The following is a 17,146-nucleotide window of genomic DNA, read 5'->3' as shown; positions in this document are numbered from 1 at the left end:
AACCCCTGGAGCCGCTCCATGACCGCCCAGCTCACCGCGACTGACCTCGGCAAGTCCTACGCCGGCCGCACCGTGCTCGCCTCCGTCGACTGCTCCGTCACCGACGGAACCCGCCTCGGTATCGTCGGCGAGAACGGATCCGGCAAGTCGACGCTCCTCCGGCTGCTCGCCGGCGCCGAACGCCCCGACTCCGGCACGGTCACCGTCCGCGCCGACGGCGGCATCGGATACCTCGCCCAGGAGGAACACCTCCCCGCCCACCTCACCGTGCAGCAGGTCCTCGACCGCTCCCTCGCAGGACTCCGCGCCACCGAGGACGGCATGCGGCGCCTGGAGGCACGCATGGCCGACGGCGACACCACCGACGAGACCCTCACCGCCTACGCCGACCTCCTCACCGCCTTCGAACTGCGCGGCGGCTACGACGCCGACGCCCGCACCGAACGCGCCCTGCACGGCCTCGGACTGCTCGGACTGCCCCGCGACCGCACCGTCGGCGACCTCTCCGGCGGCGAACAGGTCCGCCTGCGCCTGGCCGCACTGCTGGCCTGCGCCCCCGAGGTCCTCCTCCTCGACGAACCCACGAACCACCTCGACCACACGGCCCTGACCTGGCTGGAGGACCACCTCCGCGCCCGCCACGGCATCACCGTCGCTGTCTCCCACGACCGGCAGTTCCTCGAACGCGTCACCACCGCCCTCCTGGAGGTAGACGGCGACCTGCACCGCACGGTCCGCTACGGCAACGGCTACGCCGGCTACCTTGCAGGCCACGCCGCTGAACGCCGGCGCCGCTCCCAGGCCCACACCGCATGGCGCGAGGAGACGGAGCGGCTGCGGGCGTCCGTGGCCGTCACCGCCCGCAAGGTCGCCCCCGGCCGGGCCATCAAGGACGGCAACAAGATGGCCTACGACCGCGCGGCCGGCCGGGTCCAGCAGTCCCTGGCGAGCAGGGTCCGCAACGCCGAGGAACGCCTCGCCCGTCTGCTGGCCAACCCGGTCCCCGCCGCACCCGACCCGCTCCGTTTCACCGCCGTGCCCCGCACGCCGTCCACCGTCACTGCGCCCGGACCGTCCCTCACGGCGCACGACGTGTCCCTGACGGGCCGCCTCGCGCCGGTGGACCTCACCCTGCCGCCCGGCGGCCGGCTCCTGATCACCGGCCCGAACGGCGCGGGCAAGAGCACGCTGCTCGGCGTCCTCGCCGGCACCGTGACCCCCGACCGGGGCCACGTCGTCCGCCCCGGCCGGACCGGGCTGCTGACTCAGCACACCCACCCCAGACCGGCCCACCGCCCACTCCTCGCGGCCTTCGCCGCGGGCCGCCCCGGCGCACCCGAGGAGCACACCGAACAGCTGCTGTCGCTCGGCCTGTTCGCCCCCGGACAGCTCACCACCCCCGTCGGCGCACTTTCCGTGGGCCAGCGCCGGCGGCTCGCCCTGGCCCGGCTGGTCACTGAACCGGCCGACGTCCTGCTCCTGGACGAGCCCACCAACCACCTCTCACCCGCCCTGGCTGAGGAACTCGACGAGGCCCTCGCCTCCTTCCCGGGCGCCGTGGTCGTCGTCAGCCACGACCGTCGCCTGTGCACCGGCTGGCAGGGCGACCGCCTCTCCCTCCGAGCCGCAGCCTGACCCCCTCACCCCCTCACCCCCTCTCTGAAAGGCCCCCTCTTGACCCTGACCCGCCTGATCCACACGTACGCCCTCCCCACACCGGGCGCCGGCCCCTACGCCCTCACCGCCGGTCCCGACGGCAACGTCTGGTGCACCCTGGTCCACGCGGGCCGCATCGCCCGCCTCACACCCGACGGCCGGATCGACGAGTTCCCCCTCGACTCTCCCGACTGCGGCCCGACCCTGATCACCGCGGGCCCCGACGGCGCCCTGTGGTTCACCCGCAACCGCGACCACCGCATCGGCCGCATCACCCCCGACGGCGAAGCCCGTTCCTACGCCGTCCCCGGCTCCGAGCCGGGCCCGTACGGCATCACCGCCGGCCCGGACGGCGCCGTCTGGTTCACCACCGTGCACACCACGACCGTCACCCGCGTCACCCCGGCCGGCGAGTTCACTGAGCACGCCCTTCCCGACGGCTCCTTTCCGTCCTTCCTCACCACCGCCCCCGACGGCGCCCTGTGGTGCACCCTCAACCAGGGCAACGCCCTCGCCCGGATCATGATCACCGGCGAGACCACCCTCCACCCCCTGCCCACCCCCGGCGCCGCCCCCGTCGGCCTCACCGCGGCCCCGGACGGCACCCTCTGGTTCGCCCAGATCGGCAGCGGCCACATCGGCCGCCTGACCCCCGGGGGCATCACCGAACACCCGTTGCCGGATCCTCGGTGCCGCCCGCACGCCGTGGCGGTGGCCCCGGACGGCTCCTGCTGGTACACGGCATGGGCCACGGGCCGCATCGGCCGCGTCACCCCGTCCGGCACCGTCACCGAGTTCGCCCTCCCCACCCCGGCGTGTGAACCCCACGGCCTCGCCTTCGCCCCCGACGGCACCCTCTACGTCGCCCAGGAGAGCGGCGAGGTCACCCGCTGGAACCTCACCTGACACCCCTGGCGGTGACGAGATCTCAATTCACCCTCGAAACTGCCTGGCGGACTCCCCGGCCCGGTTTTCCGACCACGCAAGCGCGTTCCGGGAGCTCCCCGGCATGCAGATGTGCACTGTGTGCAACCCGTGGGGGAGCCTCGGCGTCCCGAAGACGGTCCCAGGCCGCCGGGTCGTGGTGCGGACTGCGATGTGCCGGTTTGGTGTCAGTGTGGGTTGGCAGTGACGGGTCGTCAGTGAGGTGTATTCGTGCTGGTCGTATGACTAATAGGACTCCGTTAGGTTGTTCTTGATCTTGGGGTGGTGTGTGCCGTGTCGGGGAGGGGCCGCTGGCAGGTGATGCAGACCCCCGTCCAGCACCTCAGGATGTCTTGGAGGGCATCGAGGGTCTGGTGGAGGGTGAGGCCGGTCCTGGGACTTTTGGGATCAGTCGCTGTTCGGTGAGGAAGGCCTGGGCCGCAGTCACGAGGGTGACGTGGTGGTGCCAGCCGGGCCAGGACCGTCCCTCGAAGTGGTCCAGGCCCAGACCGTGCTTGAGCTCTCGGTAGTCATGCTCGATGCGCCAGCGGACCTTGGCCAGACGGACCAGCTCGGTGATCGGGGTGCCGGCAGGGAGGCTGGAGAGCCAGTAGTCGGTGGGGGCTTCAGCACCGTCCGGCCACTCGACCAGCAGCCAGCAGTCAGGCAGGACCCCGTCCCACCAGCCCTGCTCGGACGAGGCAGCAGCTTTGATCGGCCGCTCAACGGCCTTGCCGGCCGGCCGGACGCGCACGGCGGCGAAGCGCGACTTCAGCCTGCCTCGAGTGCCCTGCCGCCAGGTGACGGTGGTGAATGCCCTGGTCCCGAGGCTGGCGGCCAGGGTTGCCACCGACGGTGCGGGGTGTCGGTAGCGGGGCTGAGGCCAGCAGCCGACCGGCCCGTTGCGGGGCGGGGCTTCGGGCTCAGCGTCAAGCGGATGGGCGCTTACGTCCGCTCGGACGGCCAGGACGTGGTGGATTCCGCGGTCGGTGAGCGCGGCCCGGAAGTGTGCGTTAGTGCCGTAGGCGGCGTCCGCCACCACGACCGGAGGCCTCATGTCCCACTCGGCCAGTGTGTCGAGCATGTCCAGGTCCAACCGCCATTTCTCACGGTGTGTGACCTCGGTCGGGACGCGTGTGGACGTTCTTCGATCGTTGTCCGCTTCCCATGACCGAGGCAGGAACAGCCTCCACTGCAGCGGGCAGGAGGCAGTGTCCGTCGCGGCATGGACGCTGACCGCGACCTGGCAGTTGGCTCGTTTGCCCAGGGCCCGCAGTACTGCGGGGCCACCCCGACCGACATTCTTCCGTCCTTGGGCAGCGACACATCGTCGATCACCCAGGCCGTCGCAGCGATAAGCGGCAGCATGCGCTCGCAGATCCGGCGCTGGACCGGCACCGGATCCCAGGTGGACTGGTTCACGAACTGCTGCAGGTTCTGCTCGTTGCCGTCCGGCAGCCGGGCCGCCATGGCCTGGATCGACTTACGCCGGCCGTCCAGCATCAGTCCCCGCAGGTAGCAGTCGCTCTTGGCCCGCTGGTCCTTGCGCCTCAGAGAGGCGAACACGTCAGCCACATACGACGCCAACTCAGCCCGCGCCCGCACACGGTCCACTTCGCGTGTATCCACACATTCGGAATGCCCGCCCACGAGCAGCCAGAACCGCAAGACCTAACGGAGTCCTACTAAGGGTTGTCCCGTAAATGATCTGCCGATCCCCTTGGGCAGGGGTGGCCGCCGTACGAGCCGCTGATTTATCCGGCGAGGGCGAGGTTGTGCATCCGGGCGATGCCGAGCATGGCGTGGTGCACGCCGTCACCTTTGAGGCGGCAGTCGCGGAGGATCTTCCAGGTCTTCATGCGGGCGAAGACGTGCTCGACGCGGGCCCGGACCTGCTTGTGGGACCTGTTGTGGTCCTCTTTCCAGTCCGGGAGCTCGGTCTGACCGCGCTCCCGGCGGTGCGGGATGACGAGTCCAGTGCCCGGATAGCCGCCGTCGGCGGTCGTGAGGGTCTTGCCGACGGCGGCCTTGGCGCCGGATTCCTCCCAGGCCTTGCAGTCGTTGCGGTTCCCGGCGAGCGGCCGGCCGACTACGACGACCAGGCGGGTGTCGGCGTCGATGACGACCTGGTGGTTCGTGGAGTATCGGTAGTTCTTCGACCGCTCGGCGAAGGTGTGGTCGCGGGTGGGGACCAGGGTGCCGTCGACGATGAGCACGGTGTCCTTGGCGAACCGCTTGCGGGGCTGGAGCGCGAGCAGCGGCCCAAGGTGGTCGATGATGCGGTCCGCTGCCGACTTGGACACCCCGAACAGCGGAGCGAGCTGTCGCATGGTCAGGTTCGTCCGCCAGTAGGCCGCGACCAGCAGTGCGCGGTCCTCCAGCGGAAGGCTCCACGGCCGGCCTTTCCGAATGCCGTCCGCACCCTGGCGCCGCAGAACGGTTACCAGCTTCCCGAAGGTGCGAGGACTCAGCCCGGAGAAGGGCTATCCAGGAAGATTCCGACGCCGTGATCACACCAGCCATACCAAGATCTTCCATGGTGTGATCAGCGGTTTTGGTCCACCTCTCAGCTGCCGCTCAACGGAGACGCCCATGCAGGGTCATGTCGGGATCTCCTCGTAAGGTGCGCCAGCAGGTGCTCCGCCGTGAGGGAGGCTGTGTCTTGCGGCGCGCCGACTGCGGTCAGGGCCGCGATAAGCCTTGCCGATGCTGTTTCCGGCACGTCCGGGTCGGTGAGGAGGGGAAGCAGTAGCAGGAAGCGGGTGGCCGTGTCCTGGACGCCTTCGTCCGCAAGGAACGGGCTGTCAGCGATCCGGATCAGTTCGTGCCACGTCAGCCCAGTGCCCGAGAAGTCTCCGTCCCAGCTGGCGATCTGCTCGGCGTAGCTTCTGTCCGGATGGGTGAGTAGGTAGTCGGTGCCGTAGTCACCGTCCAGGTTGCGGTAGATCACCGCGGCTCCGGGTCCGTCGTCAGCCGGCACCCTGAACACGGGCCAGTGGTCAGGATCGAAGAGGACCTCGGACAGGGCATCGGCATCGGCGCCGTCCTCACCGAACCACTCTGGAACCGGGCGCTCGGCGCATCCCCCGGCGCTGCACATCGCCAAGAGGTAGTTCGACCAGAAGCCCGAGTGGAGCAGCAGTGACTCGCCCGGTACCAACGGGCCGACGTCGTATCCCTTGATCAGCACCCCTCGATCCTGTCACCAGCCACTGACACGGTCCGATCCGGGTCGGAAAGGGGACGCCGTCCAGTTACGGGACAGCTCTTAGAACGCCTAACACAATGAGGTGGTGTCACCAGCAGGCGACGCACTGGGCGAGGTCTTCCGACAGGAAGATCGTGAAACGTCTCTGTGATCCGGTGACCGTCGCCATGTAGACCCGGGCTGCTCCTGCGGCTTGGAGTCCGGCGATGGCCTCGGCAAGTCCGGGCCGGGGTGTGACGCCCGTGTCGAGCATGACTTGGTGCCGCCAGGACCAGATGTCCCAGAGCTGTCGTGCAGAAGCCGTTTGGTTCAGGAAGACCTGGAAGTCCGCGCCTGCCTCCAGCTCGGCCAGGGCTGCGCGTGCTGAGATGCTGTCGTCCTGTGACAGTGCGGATTGCAGGGCGTCTGGGTTCATGCGATCAGTTTGCCGGGCCGGCCGATCGGCATGGGGGCGAGTGCCGGTCAGGTCAAGGACAGCACCTGGCGGTGGGTGATCAGGCCGCAGGCGAGCTTGAGGAAGGCTTCGTGGATGTCGACCCGTCGTTCCCAGCGGACACGGAGTCGTTTGAAGCCGTGGAGCCAGGCGAAGGTGCGCTCGACCACCCACCGGTAGGTGCCCAGACCGCTGCCGTGGGGCGTGCCGCGCCAGGCGATGGCGGGGAGGATTCGGCGGGCCCGGACCTGATCGCGGTAGACGTCGTGGTCGTAGCCGCGGTCTGCGAAGACTGACTGGGGCTTGCGACGGGGCCGCCCGGGTCTGCCTCGGACTGGTGGGATGGCGTCGAGCAGGGGCAGGAGCTGGGTGACGTCGTTGCGGTTGCCGCCGGTGAGGATGACCGCGAGCGGGGTGCCGTGTCCGTCGGTGATCAGGTGGTGCTTGGAGCCGGCCCTTCCCCGGTCGACTGGTGACGGGCCTGTCTGGAGCCCCCTTTTAGCGCCCTGACGTGGCTGGAGTCGACGACCGCTCTCGACCAGTCGAGGCGGGCGGCGGCGTTCAGTTCGGCCAGCAGCACCTCGTGCAGCCGCTGCCAGACCCCGGCCTCGTTCCAGTCCCGCAGCCGGCGCCAGCACGTCATGCCGGAACCGAAGCCGAGCTCTTGGGGCAGGTGTTCCCACTGAATGCCGGTGTGCAGCACGAACAGGATCCCGCACAGCACCTGTCGGTCCGGGACCGGCTTGCGGCCCGGATACCTGAACCGTCTCTCCCGCTTCGGTAGAAGCGGCTCAATCCGCTGCCACAGGTCATCCGACACGATCCACGGCGAAGCCCCCATGACACGGACAACGCCGAACCCGCAGACCGGACACGGCCACCAGGGCCGATCCATCTCATTGTGTTAGGCGCTCTAAGGAAAGGCCAACCACTCTCGTCCGATCAGCGCAGGCGCGAAATCCGCCGCTCGGCCTCGCTTCGAACTCAGGGGTCACTCGGGAGTCCTGAGGTCCAGCAGGAGTCGGCGCTACGACACCAACGACGCTCTGGATCCGAGGCACTGCCGTCGGCCGTCGTCCTGCGGCGGCTCTTGCCGGCCAGGCCCGCTGGCTGCATAGGTCACAAGCAGGAACGGTTGTTGGCGGATCCGGGGAACGGGTTCGTTCGCCCGTGAGAGGGTTGCTGTCATGACTGTTGGCGCGCCGGGCAGCGAGGTTCTACTCGAGACGAGTCGGCTGCTGCTCAGACCCTGGCGGGTGGACGAGGCTGCCGTCCAGCGTGAACTGTGGACCGAACGTGATCCGCGAGTGCCGCCGCACCGCCGAATCGACTCGGACGGACACCCCACGGTCGCGGAGCTCGAGGATTCGATCCGCACCAACAAGGTGTGGTCGACCGGGTTGCTGGCGGTCGAACGGAAGGCGTCTCGTGACGTCATCGGCTATTGCGGGCTGGTGGACAGCGGGCGAGGCGCGGTAGGGGAACCGGAACTGGCATTCGAGCTGCTACGCCGAACTTGGCGTCAGGGATACGCGACCGAGGCCTCGTCGGCGGTTCTGGAATGGGCGCGATCGTCTGGGTACGAACGTCTGTGGGCCACCGTCTGGGACTGGAACACCGCTTCTCGCAGAGTGCTGGCCAAGGTCGGGTTCACCGAGACCGATCGGAAGGAAGTGGACGCGGTACACGGGACCACCTTGTTCACCACGACACGGCTCTGACACACCCGACGTCCGACCTCGCGGACCGATCCGTGCAGTGCCGCCTGGCGACAGGTGTCCCCATCGCCCGGTCGGCGATGTCGGAGAACTCGTTGCGGATCGACGGCAGCCGAAGCAAGCGGCAGGCGGAGCCGATCGCGGCGTCGGCGGCCTGCTCGGTCAACCCTCGCTGTCGGGGCATGACCACTGCGCTTCTCCCTCATGGTGGCCGCTGGTGCGGCGGCGTCGGAGCAACTGGTCGTAGTACGACCCCGAAGGCAGCGGCCTGGTGTCTGGCGGAAGATGCGCGAGCCGCCACTCGTGCAGGGACGAACGCCTCAAGCGGGGCCTTGCCCGACTCGACCAAGACCTCGGCCTTCCGGGCCCGCGACGCTGGTAGCGGACCATCCCGCAGGAGACACCGTCGCCGTGTTCCTCGACCAGCCGATGGAAGATCCGGGTGACCGTGTGCCGCCGCTTGCGCGGGGCGCCCAGGTCCGCCCGCAGGATCTCGTCGATCACCGGCTTGTAGCGGTCCACTCCGGCCGCCCGTGGCGGCAGCCGCTTGCGCGGCCCCGGCCAGGACGAGTCCAACGCCTTCCGCACAGTCCGCCACGCACGCCGTGCTTGCGCTCAAGCTCCCGCTGCGTGGGACTACCGCGCACCGGTAGTCCATGACCCGATCCCCGCCCCGTCTCCCGGCCCCTTCCGCCGCGTTGGGTACGTCCGGCTTGCTTTGTGGGTTCACTCCACCCTAATATCGTCATCGTGACGATAACCGCTCGGCGGCCCCCGCTCCCTGCAGGCGTTGACTCCACGGGCCGCGAGCCCCTCCACGGATTCAACGCGCACAAGTACGCGGCCCGCAGTCCCGTCATTCCCCTCAATGTGCTGCCCGCGGCTTTTCCGGGTGGTTGGGTCCACGGCCACGGTGGTGTCGACGATGACCTCAGGACGGAGAAGTGAGCATGTTCGAAATGCCGGTAAATCCCTTCGAGCTCTCCGAAGAAGCGCTGAGCCGAATATCTGCCGATGATTCATGGGCCCCGATCGAGTCGGAGATCCCAAACGTCGATGCCAGGCTGATTCGCCATTTCCTCACTCCGGCCGAAGTGGAGGTATTCGCGGCCGAACTGGCTGTCCAGCGTTTTGTGCCGGTGGGTCACGACGGCATTGCCGCCAACTATGCAGAGGGAGATCCGGTCGGCCACCTCCGTGCCACGGCTGAATCCAGAACTTTGGCGGCAGAGTTCTACCGCAGGCTGCGGACGTTTCTGTCGTTCGACGTGGGACCGGATGACCCGACGGATTCAGACGGAATGCCCTGGAAGCCGGCGGCCGTCAATCCGCGTATGCGCTTCATCACGTACGAACACGGCGGACTCCTTGTCCCGCACTACGATTCGCCCTATTTCGCTCCCGACGGAAGGCGAACTCTCCTGACGGTCGTCGTCTACATGTCGTATGAGGCGGTGGGCGGAGAAACGCGGTTCATCGCCGACAAGCAGAACGATCTTCCCTTTGCGCAACGCAACTTCTCGGACTGGACCCGGCCGGCAAAGCCTGAGGAGATATTGAGCACCCACCGCCCCGAACCGGGCGATGCGCTCCTCTTCTGGCATCGGACGCTTCACGACTCGGCCCCGATTCTTGAGGGCACGAAAACAATCCTCAGAACGGATGTGCTCTACGAGCCCGTAGACGTGCCGTGAGCAACAGCAAGGCGACCGTCGCGCAGGAGGGCCCACATAGTGTTTGCCGCGAATGGTACGACGGTGATCGATCGCCGCGTTTTCGGAGCCCGGTTCCGGCATGTGGAGCGTACTGCGGAGGGTCCGGCGTACCTTTCCTGATTCGTCGGGCATGGCTACTGTGACGTCTACCGGCCCGAGCACATCAACGAGGGTGCCGGCGATCGTCTGCGACGCCTCAACGCAGTGTCCGAGGGCCGCCACGTCTTCCTCCCGGACGCTGCCGTGCACCTCAAGCAGCACCTGATGGAACGCGGGTTCGAGCTGATCGGAGTGGCCACGACCGAACTCCTCAAGGCGGGCGGCAGCGTCAGATGCTGCACCCTATGACCGTTGCGCCCGACCTGCGCCGGACGGCCGTGCACCGGAGCCCGGGCAGGCACGGACCGTTGACCGCCGCGGCGATGCCGCCGCACGGCCGGCCACCGGGCCGTTGAGATACTCCTGCCGTGGACACGAGTACGAGTACGGACGGGATACGGCCGGGCGGGGTTCCGGCGCCCGGAGCCGGGGCGGGCCCTCCCGTGGCATGGGCGTTGCGCTCCGCCGGTCCCGCCGACCTCGAGGCGATTGCGGAGCTGCGGGCAGCGGTGATGCGTCCGGACCTGGAGCGGCTGGCACGATACGACGAGCACCACGTCCGGCAGCGACTGCGGGACTCCTTCTCGCCCCGGCACACTTCGGTCATCACGGCCGACGGCAACTTCGCGGGCTGCGTCACTGTGCGCCCGGCCGAGGAGGGGTGGTGGCTGGAGCACTTCTACCTCGCCCCGGCAGTCCAGGGGCAGGGGCTCGGATCGGCCGTGCTGCGGCAGCTGCTGGAACAGACCGACGCCGATGCCGTGCCCGTCCGTCTCAACGTCCTTCGGGGCAGCGCCGCCCTGCGGCTGTACCAGCGTCACGGGTTCACCGTAGAGGCCCAGGACCCGGTCGACGTCTTCATGGTGCGACGGCCGGGTGCGGCGCCGCGGGATGTGGGCGGGCCCCTCGCCGCGTCCCCGTGAGAGGGGCGGACGAGGGGCCCTGCATGCGGTGCGGTCGGGTGGTTACGGGGTCACTTTCAGGAGCTTGTTGGGGGTGCCCGTGGAGGGGTTCTTGATCGCCCCTGCCGTCGCCTTCCCGGTCAGTGCGGTGGCCGTTTCGGCGGGGGTCGCCGAGGGGTGGCTGGCGAGGTGGAGGGCTGCGGCGCCGGCGACGTGCGGGGTGGCCATCGAGGTGCCGGAGATGGTCTTGGTGCCGGTGTCGCTGTCGTTCCAGGCGGAGGTGATCTGCGAGCCGGGGGCGTAGAGGTCGACCACCGAGCCGAAGTTCGAGAAGTCCGACTGCTGGTCGCCGTCGGTGCTGGAAGCCACCGTGATGGCCTCGGGGACCCGGGCGGGTGAGCCCTGTCCGGCGTCCCGGGACTCGTTGCCGGCGGCCACCGCGAAGGTGATGCCCGAGGTGATGGCCCGCTTGACCGCCGCGTCCAGTGCCTGGTCCGCGCCTCCGCCGAGGCTCATGTTCGCCACGGACGGGCCGGAGTGGTGCTCCGTCACCCAGTCGATGCCCGCCACGACCTGCTCGGTGGTGCCGGATCCGTTGTCGTCCAGCACCCGCACGGCCACGATCTTGGCTTTCTTGGCGACCCCGTGCGCCGTGCCGGCGATGGTGCCCGCCACGTGGGTTCCGTGTCCGTTGCCGTCGTCGGCGGTGTCGTCCTTGTCCACGGCGTCGAAGCCGTGGGCCGCCCGGCCTCCGAAGTCCTTGTGCGAGATCCTGACGCCGGTGTCGATGACGTAGGCGGTCACTCCCTCGCCGCCGTTGTCCGGGTAGGTGTACTTCTTGTCCCCGGCCGTCTCGGTCTGGTCGATCCGGTCGAGCCCCCAGGACGGGGGGTTCGGCTGGGTCTCGTTGATGGTGAAGCGCTTGTTCTGCGCGACCGTGCCGACGGCGGGGTCGGCGGCGAGGCGCTTGGCCTCCTTCTCGGTGAGTCCGGAGGCGGAGAAGCCGTTGACGGAGGAGCCGTACGAGCGCTCCAGCTTGCCTCCGTACTTCTTTGCCAGGTCCTCCTTGTTCGCGGATGTGTCGAGTATGACGACGAAGCTGCCGTCCACGGCGCCCTCTGCGCCGAGCCCGTACACGGTGCCCTCGGCGGGGGTCGCCGCCCCGGCGAGCGGGACCGCTAACAGGGTCGTGACTGCTGCGGCCGCTGCGCCCGTGGCGATCGATGCGTAGCGAAGTCGGCTGGAGCGCTTGTGAGTTGACATGAAGGGAGTTCTCCTCCGGTTGACGTGTGGGGCGTCAGACGTTCGGAGTAACCCTGTTCCGGTTGACAGGAGCAAATCAAGAACGAACCCCCGGTACGGGCCGGTTCGACAAGGTTTCTTGCGGAAGCCCCCGCACCGCCTTCACCCCGCATACCGCGCCTCCCGAACTCCTGCACGACACCGTCACGTTCGAGGACCGGCAGGTAGGTTCCGGAATCCGGACGCCGGCCGAGTGGCGTCCGGAGCTGCCGGCTGCCCGGGGCGGAGGGTCCGGGGGATCATCGGTAGGGCCCGCCGCGAAGTTCCGGGGCAGCGGATGCCGATGGCGCGCCGTGAGCCCTGTCCCCGGGACGAGGCGGCTGCGACCTGCCACATGAGGAAAGGAAGTGCCCACCACGGCGATCCAGAGGATGGACGAGGATGGACAACGTCGGCATCGCCGTCGACGACCTCGAGGACACCCTGGCCCGCCTGCGCCCGCACGGCGCCGAACTCGTCGGCGAGATCGCCCGGTTCGAGGACAGCTACCTGCTCTGCTACGTCCACGGCCCCGAGGGCGTCATCGTCGGACTGGCCGAGCAACTGCGCTGAGCGAGCCGGGACCGGACCGGACGGCCGAACACGGATCCGCTTCCCGGCGATCCGCCCACAAGGTCCCGAGGCCACCGCCAGGGGTTCCGTGCCCGCGGGGTCGTCACCACCTGGTTCGGCCATGCCCGCCGGACCCGGCCGAGCTGCTCGGCAACGCAGAAGACCCCTGGACACCCACCGCACACGAGACATCCTCCCAGTGCGGGCACGACCTCTGGGCGCGCTCGCTGCCCGACGGGCGCGAAGGCACCCGCGAACCGGCCTTCGAGCACGCCCGCCTCACCCCACCCGCTCGGGCTGCCCGGCGCCCTCGCCGCCGCAGGCCTCACCGCACGGGAGCGGCCCCCGTCCCCTTGGGCCCCGGACTCTTCGCCTGACAGGGACGGCCCGGCCGACGCGTCACACCATCAGCGAAAGGACGGCCCCGGCGGTCTCGACCGGGCGGGGTTACAGGCCGACGCCGCTGTCGCGTGAGGGGCCGGGTCCGGGCGGCGGGGGCGCGGCCGAGGTGGCCGCGCTTCGCGCGGGCGGGACCAGGGTGGGCCGGAGGTTCACACCGGCCAGGAACTCGGCACCCCTGCGGACCCGCACCGTGGTGTCGCCCTGCTGGACGGTCAGGGCCGCGGCCGGAACGGCGAGCGCCGCGTCAGGCTGTGGCTGCGGACCGAAGTCGCCCCTGTCGGTGGTGATCAGCCCGGTGGCCAGGCCCTGCTCCGCAAGCTTTTCGGCGTTCTCCCGGCCGATGGAGTAGCCGCGGCCCGTGGTGCTGTCCGCGTACAGGCTCTTGATGAAGCCCTCGGGCGCCATGCGTCCGCCGTACCAGTCACGCCCGGCGTCGAACTCGCGGCGACCGGCCAGCCAGCGGTCGGCGTTCTGCTCCAGGCACTGCCGTTCGGGGACCTGGACCGACAGCAGCACGCGCTTGTCGTAGCCCTCGCGTAGAAGGTCCGCCAGGAGGTTCGAGGTCCACCCCATGGCCCGCAGAGACTGGTCGTACAGCAGGTTGTAGCCCTCGGTGCGGGCCCACCTCTCGATCACGTTCTGGATGTGGCCGGACTCCCGGTGGACCAGCGAGGCCTTCTCCGACGGGGACAGCGGCCGGCCGTCGGACAGGCGGTCGAGGGCCGCGGGAAGCCCGGGTGCGCCGCCGTGCTCGAAGAGCGCGATCTTGAATTCGTCCGGATCGAGGACGACGTAGTCGTCGAGGTCCACGCCGTGCACGCGACGCAGCTCGTCACCGAGTGCGGAGTCCTGCGCCTGCCACTGCGGCAGATCGCGCTGCGCCCTGCCCTTGCCCGACCCGGGCGCCCCGCCCGTGAACAGCACGGCATGTCCGTCGCGCGGTTTCCCCTGGCACTGGCTCTTGAACCGGTCGATCAGAGCGTCGTGCAGCAGCGCGCGCTCGGGTGTCCACAGCCCCCCGGCCTGATGGCGGTTCGTGGTGTCGAACTCCCCGGCCACCGCCAGGTCCCCGCCGGGGCCCATCCGTTGCTGGAGCTCCTGGTAGAGCGGCTCGTACTCCCCCGTCACGGGCACACGCGGTTCCTCTCCTGCTCGACTTCGACGTTCTGGGCTCAGAACCCGCGGCGCTTGAGGCGCTCCCGGATCACCTCGATGTCCTCGGGCGAGAGCTTTCCGAGCCCCCGAGCCTGGTCGACAACCGCCAGGGTGTTGTCCTGATGCGTCGGCGCCGTGTGGGCCGGGTCGAACCACTCCTCTTCGAAGTCCCAGGCCGCGATGGTCACCAGGGCCTCGTCGCGGGGGATCTCACCGGCTGCGTAGCGGTCGATGTACTCGCGCAGCGATGGCTTGCCGTTCATGACTGCCACCCTCTCTTCTCCGTCGTCACCTCAGGTGATCATGCCAAGCCCTGGCGCATGCCCGACAGCCACCCCCCTGTTGGGGGTGTGGTGGCGGGTGTTGGGCGTCAGCGGGGGATGACGGTTCCTTGTCCTGGCCAAGGCACGGTTCCTGGCTCTGCGATGGCTGTCATGGGGTGACCGGCAGGCTGCCATGAGCCGGTAGCACGACCAGGGCCGGGCGGCGGCGTCGCTGGGTGCGGTGACGGCGCGTTCGAACCGGCACAAGGCGGACCGTGACCCCTCCGAGTGGCTGCCGCCGTCGCTGGGGGCACTGTGCCGGTAGGGCGCGGAGCGGACCGCGACGAAGCGCCGCTGGGGCCTGGCGGCCGACGAGGCCGAACAGCGGCGGCTGTGGGACACCGTGGCCGGCTGCGGGCACAGCGCCCGGCAGGGTGGTGGTGAGGGTCAGCGGCGGCTTCCTGCCGGGACTCCAACCGGGCTGGCTGCCTAGACCCATCCCTCGTCGAGAAGCGACGGGGGACCGCCGTTGAACCACGCCGGGCGGGAGAGCGAGAAGGTGAGCAGCGCGCCGCCGCCGCGCGGGTCAGGCCGGATCCGAAAGAGACGGCGTGGTGGCCGGCGCACCCGCGGTCCGCCGCTCCCGGGACGCCCGCTCATCGGCATCCGCCAGCCAGAACCAGACGGGCGGGAAGATCAGCTCGATCACGGTCAGCGCCACCTGGAACGGGTGCGGCCACCCCTCTACCGCCAGGGACAGCAGTCGCCCCGCGCCGCCCAGCAGGAACAGCACCGCGAGCCACCGCACCACCCGCGCCGGGACGGGGTCCTGCCGGGCCGCCCACAGCCAGGCCAGCCCGTACCCGGCGAAGATGGCGCCGAAGAACCGGCCCAGGCTGTCCATCGTGGGACCCGCGTCGGCCTCGCCTGGAATCGCGGCATTGCCGCCGACCACATGGAACAGCCCGATCGCCGTGCAGGCGAGGCCCATCACCCACGCGAACACCCGGAGTGCCTTGGCCATGACTCCCCCTAATTGACGTGCGTCTAGTCAGCTTCAATCTAGACTCCCTTAGTAGACGCCTGTCAAGTAGTGTGGGTGCGTGCCTCCTCGCCGACGTATGAACCCTGCCGACCGCCGCGCCCAGCTGCTCGCCGTCGGCGCCCGGCTCTTCTCCGCCGCCCCCTACGACGACGTGATGATGGAGGACGTCGCTCGGCAGGCCGGCGTGTCCCGCGCCCTGCTCTACCAGCACTTCCCGAGCAAGCACGCCCTCTTCGCGGCGGTGTACCAGCAGGCGTCCGACCGACTGCTGGAGGCGACAGCGTTCGACCCCGGCGCCACGCTCGTCGAGCAGCTCACCCAGGGCCTGGACGCTCACCTCGACTACTTCATCCCCAACCGCCACGCCGTCCTGGCCGCGAACCGCGTACTGGCGGGCGACCCCGTCATCCAGACGATCATGACGAACGAACTGGACGCCCTGCGCGCACGCCTGCTCGGGGTGCTCCCGCTCGCCGACGAACACATGCGCGCCGCCGTCTCCGCGGCACTGAAGGCATGGCTCGTGTTCGTCCAAGTGCTGTGCGTGGACTGGCTCACGCACGAGACCTGCACCCGCACCGAGCTGCGGGACACCGCTGTCGGCGCGGCTGTCGGCGCCCTGCGCCCCTTGCTCCCCGAGGACCCTGCCCCGGACTGGCCGCCCACCCTGCCCGCCTGATCCAGAACCCGCGTTAGCCGTCGCCGACACTCCGGCATGCCGAAGCCTGTTGGCGGTCCCCGCGAAGTTCACACGTATCGCGAAGGCGCGGTGAGGTCCGCAGCGCTGTTGGCGTGCCAGCCTGGGAGCAGTCGTGTGGTGTAGCGCCGCCAGGGAGTCCGCTTCGACCGGCTCGCTGCTGTGGTCGGCGGTGATCGGTGGAATCGGCGGTGTGATCGGAAGCGCGACGACGTCGCTCATCTCGTGGCGCGCCCTGGCCGACACGAGGAAGGCGCGAAAGCGGTCCGAGGAGCGGGAGGCGATGGAGACGATCACGTCGGCGGTCCTGCCGGTTTGGCAGGTCTACCGGAACCGCGATGTGCTGACGGAGCCGGCGCCCGACGGATACGAGGCGTGGCCTGACTACTTCCATTCGGCTCTAGGCGCAGCCGAAGCGGCCGTGATGGCTTTTCGCAGCAGGGAGCTGCGCGATCGTCTCAACGACTCCATGGATCTGCTGATCTGGGGTGCCACAGGTGCGCAGCTCCTATACGAGACCGGGACGCGCCCGCGGTTCGTCGCGTTCCTTGCCCAGAACGACGTACTGGAGTGCCTGGGCGCCAATCTGCGGGGTGATCCACTCCCTGCGGCGGCTGAGCCATGGACGGAGGTCACCTCGCATCGGCGGTGGCAGTTGGAACAGGAGCGACGTGCCGAACAAGGCGAGTAGGGGGCGGCGTCCATCGTGGTGCCAACACCAACCAGGGCCCGGCCACGCTCTGAGAACCCGCCCGCCCATCCGCTCCCTCCGCCGTCAGGTGCGCGGTTCCAGGGTGCCCAGGCCCAGGACCCGGAGCGTGTGCTCGGCCATCCGGAGGTGGCCGACGGCGTTGGGGTGGGCCGGGTCGTCGAGCCAGGCGATCGGGTCGGCGCCGTCGAAGTGCTCGTTCCAGTACGCCTCGTGGTCGACCAGCAGTACGCCGGTCTCCTTCGCGAGGTCCCGTACGGCCTGGGCGTATGCCGGGAGCGTGCCGCGGGCGTCGCGCCCGGCGATGCTGACCAGGACCGGGGTGTGGAGGACGATCTGCGTGTCCTCGCCCGTACGGTCGATGAG

14 protein-coding genes and 6 pseudogenes are annotated in these 17,146 nt (G+C 69.5%); 9 read left to right on the top strand and 11 right to left on the bottom strand.

The window, feature by feature from the left end:
• Positions 1-18: 18 nt before the first annotated feature.
• Positions 19-1,635 (top strand): ABC-F family ATP-binding cassette domain-containing protein, encoded by a 1,617-nt coding sequence (locus tag ACZ518_RS05485; protein WP_469111702.1) that lies wholly within the window; start codon positions 19-21, stop codon positions 1,633-1,635.
• Between the two features lie 39 nt (positions 1,636-1,674).
• A complete protein-coding gene (locus tag ACZ518_RS05480; RefSeq protein ID WP_469111701.1) occupies positions 1,675-2,562 on the top strand; it encodes a Vgb family protein in 888 nt (295 codons plus the stop codon).
• A 361-nt stretch (positions 2,563-2,923) separates the two neighbouring features.
• Here ACZ518_RS05480 and ACZ518_RS05475 read toward each other — a convergent pair.
• From ACZ518_RS05475 to ACZ518_RS05455, 5 genes and pseudogenes are all read right to left on the bottom strand, one after another.
• A pseudogene (locus ACZ518_RS05475) lies at positions 2,924-4,209 on the bottom strand (IS701 family transposase).
• A 125-nt stretch (positions 4,210-4,334) separates the two neighbouring features.
• Positions 4,335-5,103 (bottom strand): annotated as a pseudogene (locus ACZ518_RS05470) (transposase).
• Positions 5,104-5,146: 43 nt separating this feature from the next.
• Positions 5,147-5,770 (bottom strand): hypothetical protein, encoded by a 624-nt coding sequence (locus tag ACZ518_RS05465; RefSeq protein WP_469111700.1) that lies wholly within the window; start codon positions 5,768-5,770, stop codon positions 5,147-5,149.
• A gap of 106 nt (positions 5,771-5,876) precedes the next feature.
• Entirely contained in the window at positions 5,877-6,203 is a 327-nt protein-coding gene (locus ACZ518_RS05460; protein ID WP_469111699.1) for a hypothetical protein, read from the bottom strand.
• Between the two features lie 47 nt (positions 6,204-6,250).
• Positions 6,251-7,062, bottom strand: a pseudogene (locus ACZ518_RS05455) (IS5 family transposase).
• Between the two features lie 346 nt (positions 7,063-7,408).
• On the opposite strand from ACZ518_RS05455, the gene ACZ518_RS05450 reads away from it, so the two are divergent.
• Positions 7,409-7,942 carry a GNAT family N-acetyltransferase gene (locus ACZ518_RS05450; RefSeq protein ID WP_469111698.1) on the top strand — a complete coding sequence of 178 codons (534 nt, stop codon included), beginning with the start codon at positions 7,409-7,411 and terminating at the stop codon, positions 7,940-7,942.
• A 60-nt stretch (positions 7,943-8,002) separates the two neighbouring features.
• Here the strand turns inward: ACZ518_RS05450 and ACZ518_RS05445 are convergent.
• Positions 8,003-8,129 (bottom strand): annotated as a pseudogene (locus tag ACZ518_RS05445) (IS21-like element helper ATPase IstB); the annotation flags it as partial.
• A 760-nt stretch (positions 8,130-8,889) separates the two neighbouring features.
• Between ACZ518_RS05445 and ACZ518_RS05440 the strand changes: the two are divergent.
• The 3 genes and pseudogenes from ACZ518_RS05440 (at position 8,890) to ACZ518_RS05430 (ending at position 10,676) form a co-directional block, all read left to right on the top strand.
• Complete coding sequence (locus tag ACZ518_RS05440; RefSeq protein ID WP_469112325.1) at positions 8,890-9,633, top strand: 2OG-Fe(II) oxygenase; 744 nt, start codon at positions 8,890-8,892, stop codon at positions 9,631-9,633.
• Positions 9,634-9,669: 36 nt separating this feature from the next.
• Positions 9,670-10,002: pseudogene (locus tag ACZ518_RS05435) on the top strand (amidinotransferase); the annotation flags it as partial.
• Positions 10,003-10,121: 119 nt separating this feature from the next.
• Positions 10,122-10,676 (top strand): GNAT family N-acetyltransferase, encoded by a 555-nt coding sequence (locus ACZ518_RS05430; RefSeq protein WP_469111697.1) that lies wholly within the window; start codon positions 10,122-10,124, stop codon positions 10,674-10,676.
• 42 nt (positions 10,677-10,718) lie between these two features.
• Here the strand turns inward: ACZ518_RS05430 and ACZ518_RS05425 are convergent, their stop codons facing one another.
• Complete coding sequence (locus ACZ518_RS05425) at positions 10,719-11,918, bottom strand: S8 family peptidase (protein WP_469111696.1); 1,200 nt, start codon at positions 11,916-11,918, stop codon at positions 10,719-10,721.
• A 429-nt stretch (positions 11,919-12,347) separates the two neighbouring features.
• Between ACZ518_RS05425 and ACZ518_RS05420 the strand changes: the two are divergent.
• Positions 12,348-12,509, top strand: a pseudogene (locus ACZ518_RS05420) (VOC family protein); the annotation flags it as partial.
• A gap of 447 nt (positions 12,510-12,956) precedes the next feature.
• Here the strand turns inward: ACZ518_RS05420 and ACZ518_RS05415 are convergent.
• The 3 genes from ACZ518_RS05415 to ACZ518_RS05405 form a co-directional block, all read right to left on the bottom strand.
• On the bottom strand, positions 12,957-14,045 hold the full coding sequence (locus ACZ518_RS05415) for a zeta toxin family protein (RefSeq protein ID WP_469111695.1): 1,089 nt from the start codon (positions 14,043-14,045) through the stop codon (positions 12,957-12,959).
• 38 nt (positions 14,046-14,083) lie between these two features.
• Entirely contained in the window at positions 14,084-14,329 is a 246-nt protein-coding gene (locus tag ACZ518_RS05410; RefSeq protein WP_469111694.1) for a hypothetical protein, read from the bottom strand.
• 586 nt (positions 14,330-14,915) lie between these two features.
• On the bottom strand, positions 14,916-15,353 hold the full coding sequence (locus tag ACZ518_RS05405; RefSeq protein WP_469111693.1) for a DUF4345 domain-containing protein: 438 nt from the start codon (positions 15,351-15,353) through the stop codon (positions 14,916-14,918).
• A gap of 79 nt (positions 15,354-15,432) precedes the next feature.
• Between ACZ518_RS05405 and ACZ518_RS05400 the strand changes: the two genes are divergently transcribed.
• A complete protein-coding gene (locus tag ACZ518_RS05400; RefSeq protein WP_469111692.1) occupies positions 15,433-16,053 on the top strand; it encodes a TetR/AcrR family transcriptional regulator in 621 nt (206 codons plus the stop codon).
• Between the two features lie 133 nt (positions 16,054-16,186).
• Complete coding sequence (locus tag ACZ518_RS05395; RefSeq protein WP_469111691.1) at positions 16,187-16,762, top strand: hypothetical protein; 576 nt, start codon at positions 16,187-16,189, stop codon at positions 16,760-16,762.
• Positions 16,763-16,846: 84 nt separating this feature from the next.
• On the opposite strand, the gene ACZ518_RS05390 is transcribed toward ACZ518_RS05395, so the two are convergent.
• On the bottom strand, positions 16,847-17,146 hold a 300-nt coding region (locus ACZ518_RS05390), incomplete at its 5' end, for an SGNH/GDSL hydrolase family protein (RefSeq protein ID WP_469111690.1).

The sequence above is a fragment of the Streptomyces sp. NPDC033966 genome, from assembly GCF_055575955.1.
This window is presented reverse-complemented; position numbering and strand designations above follow the sequence as displayed.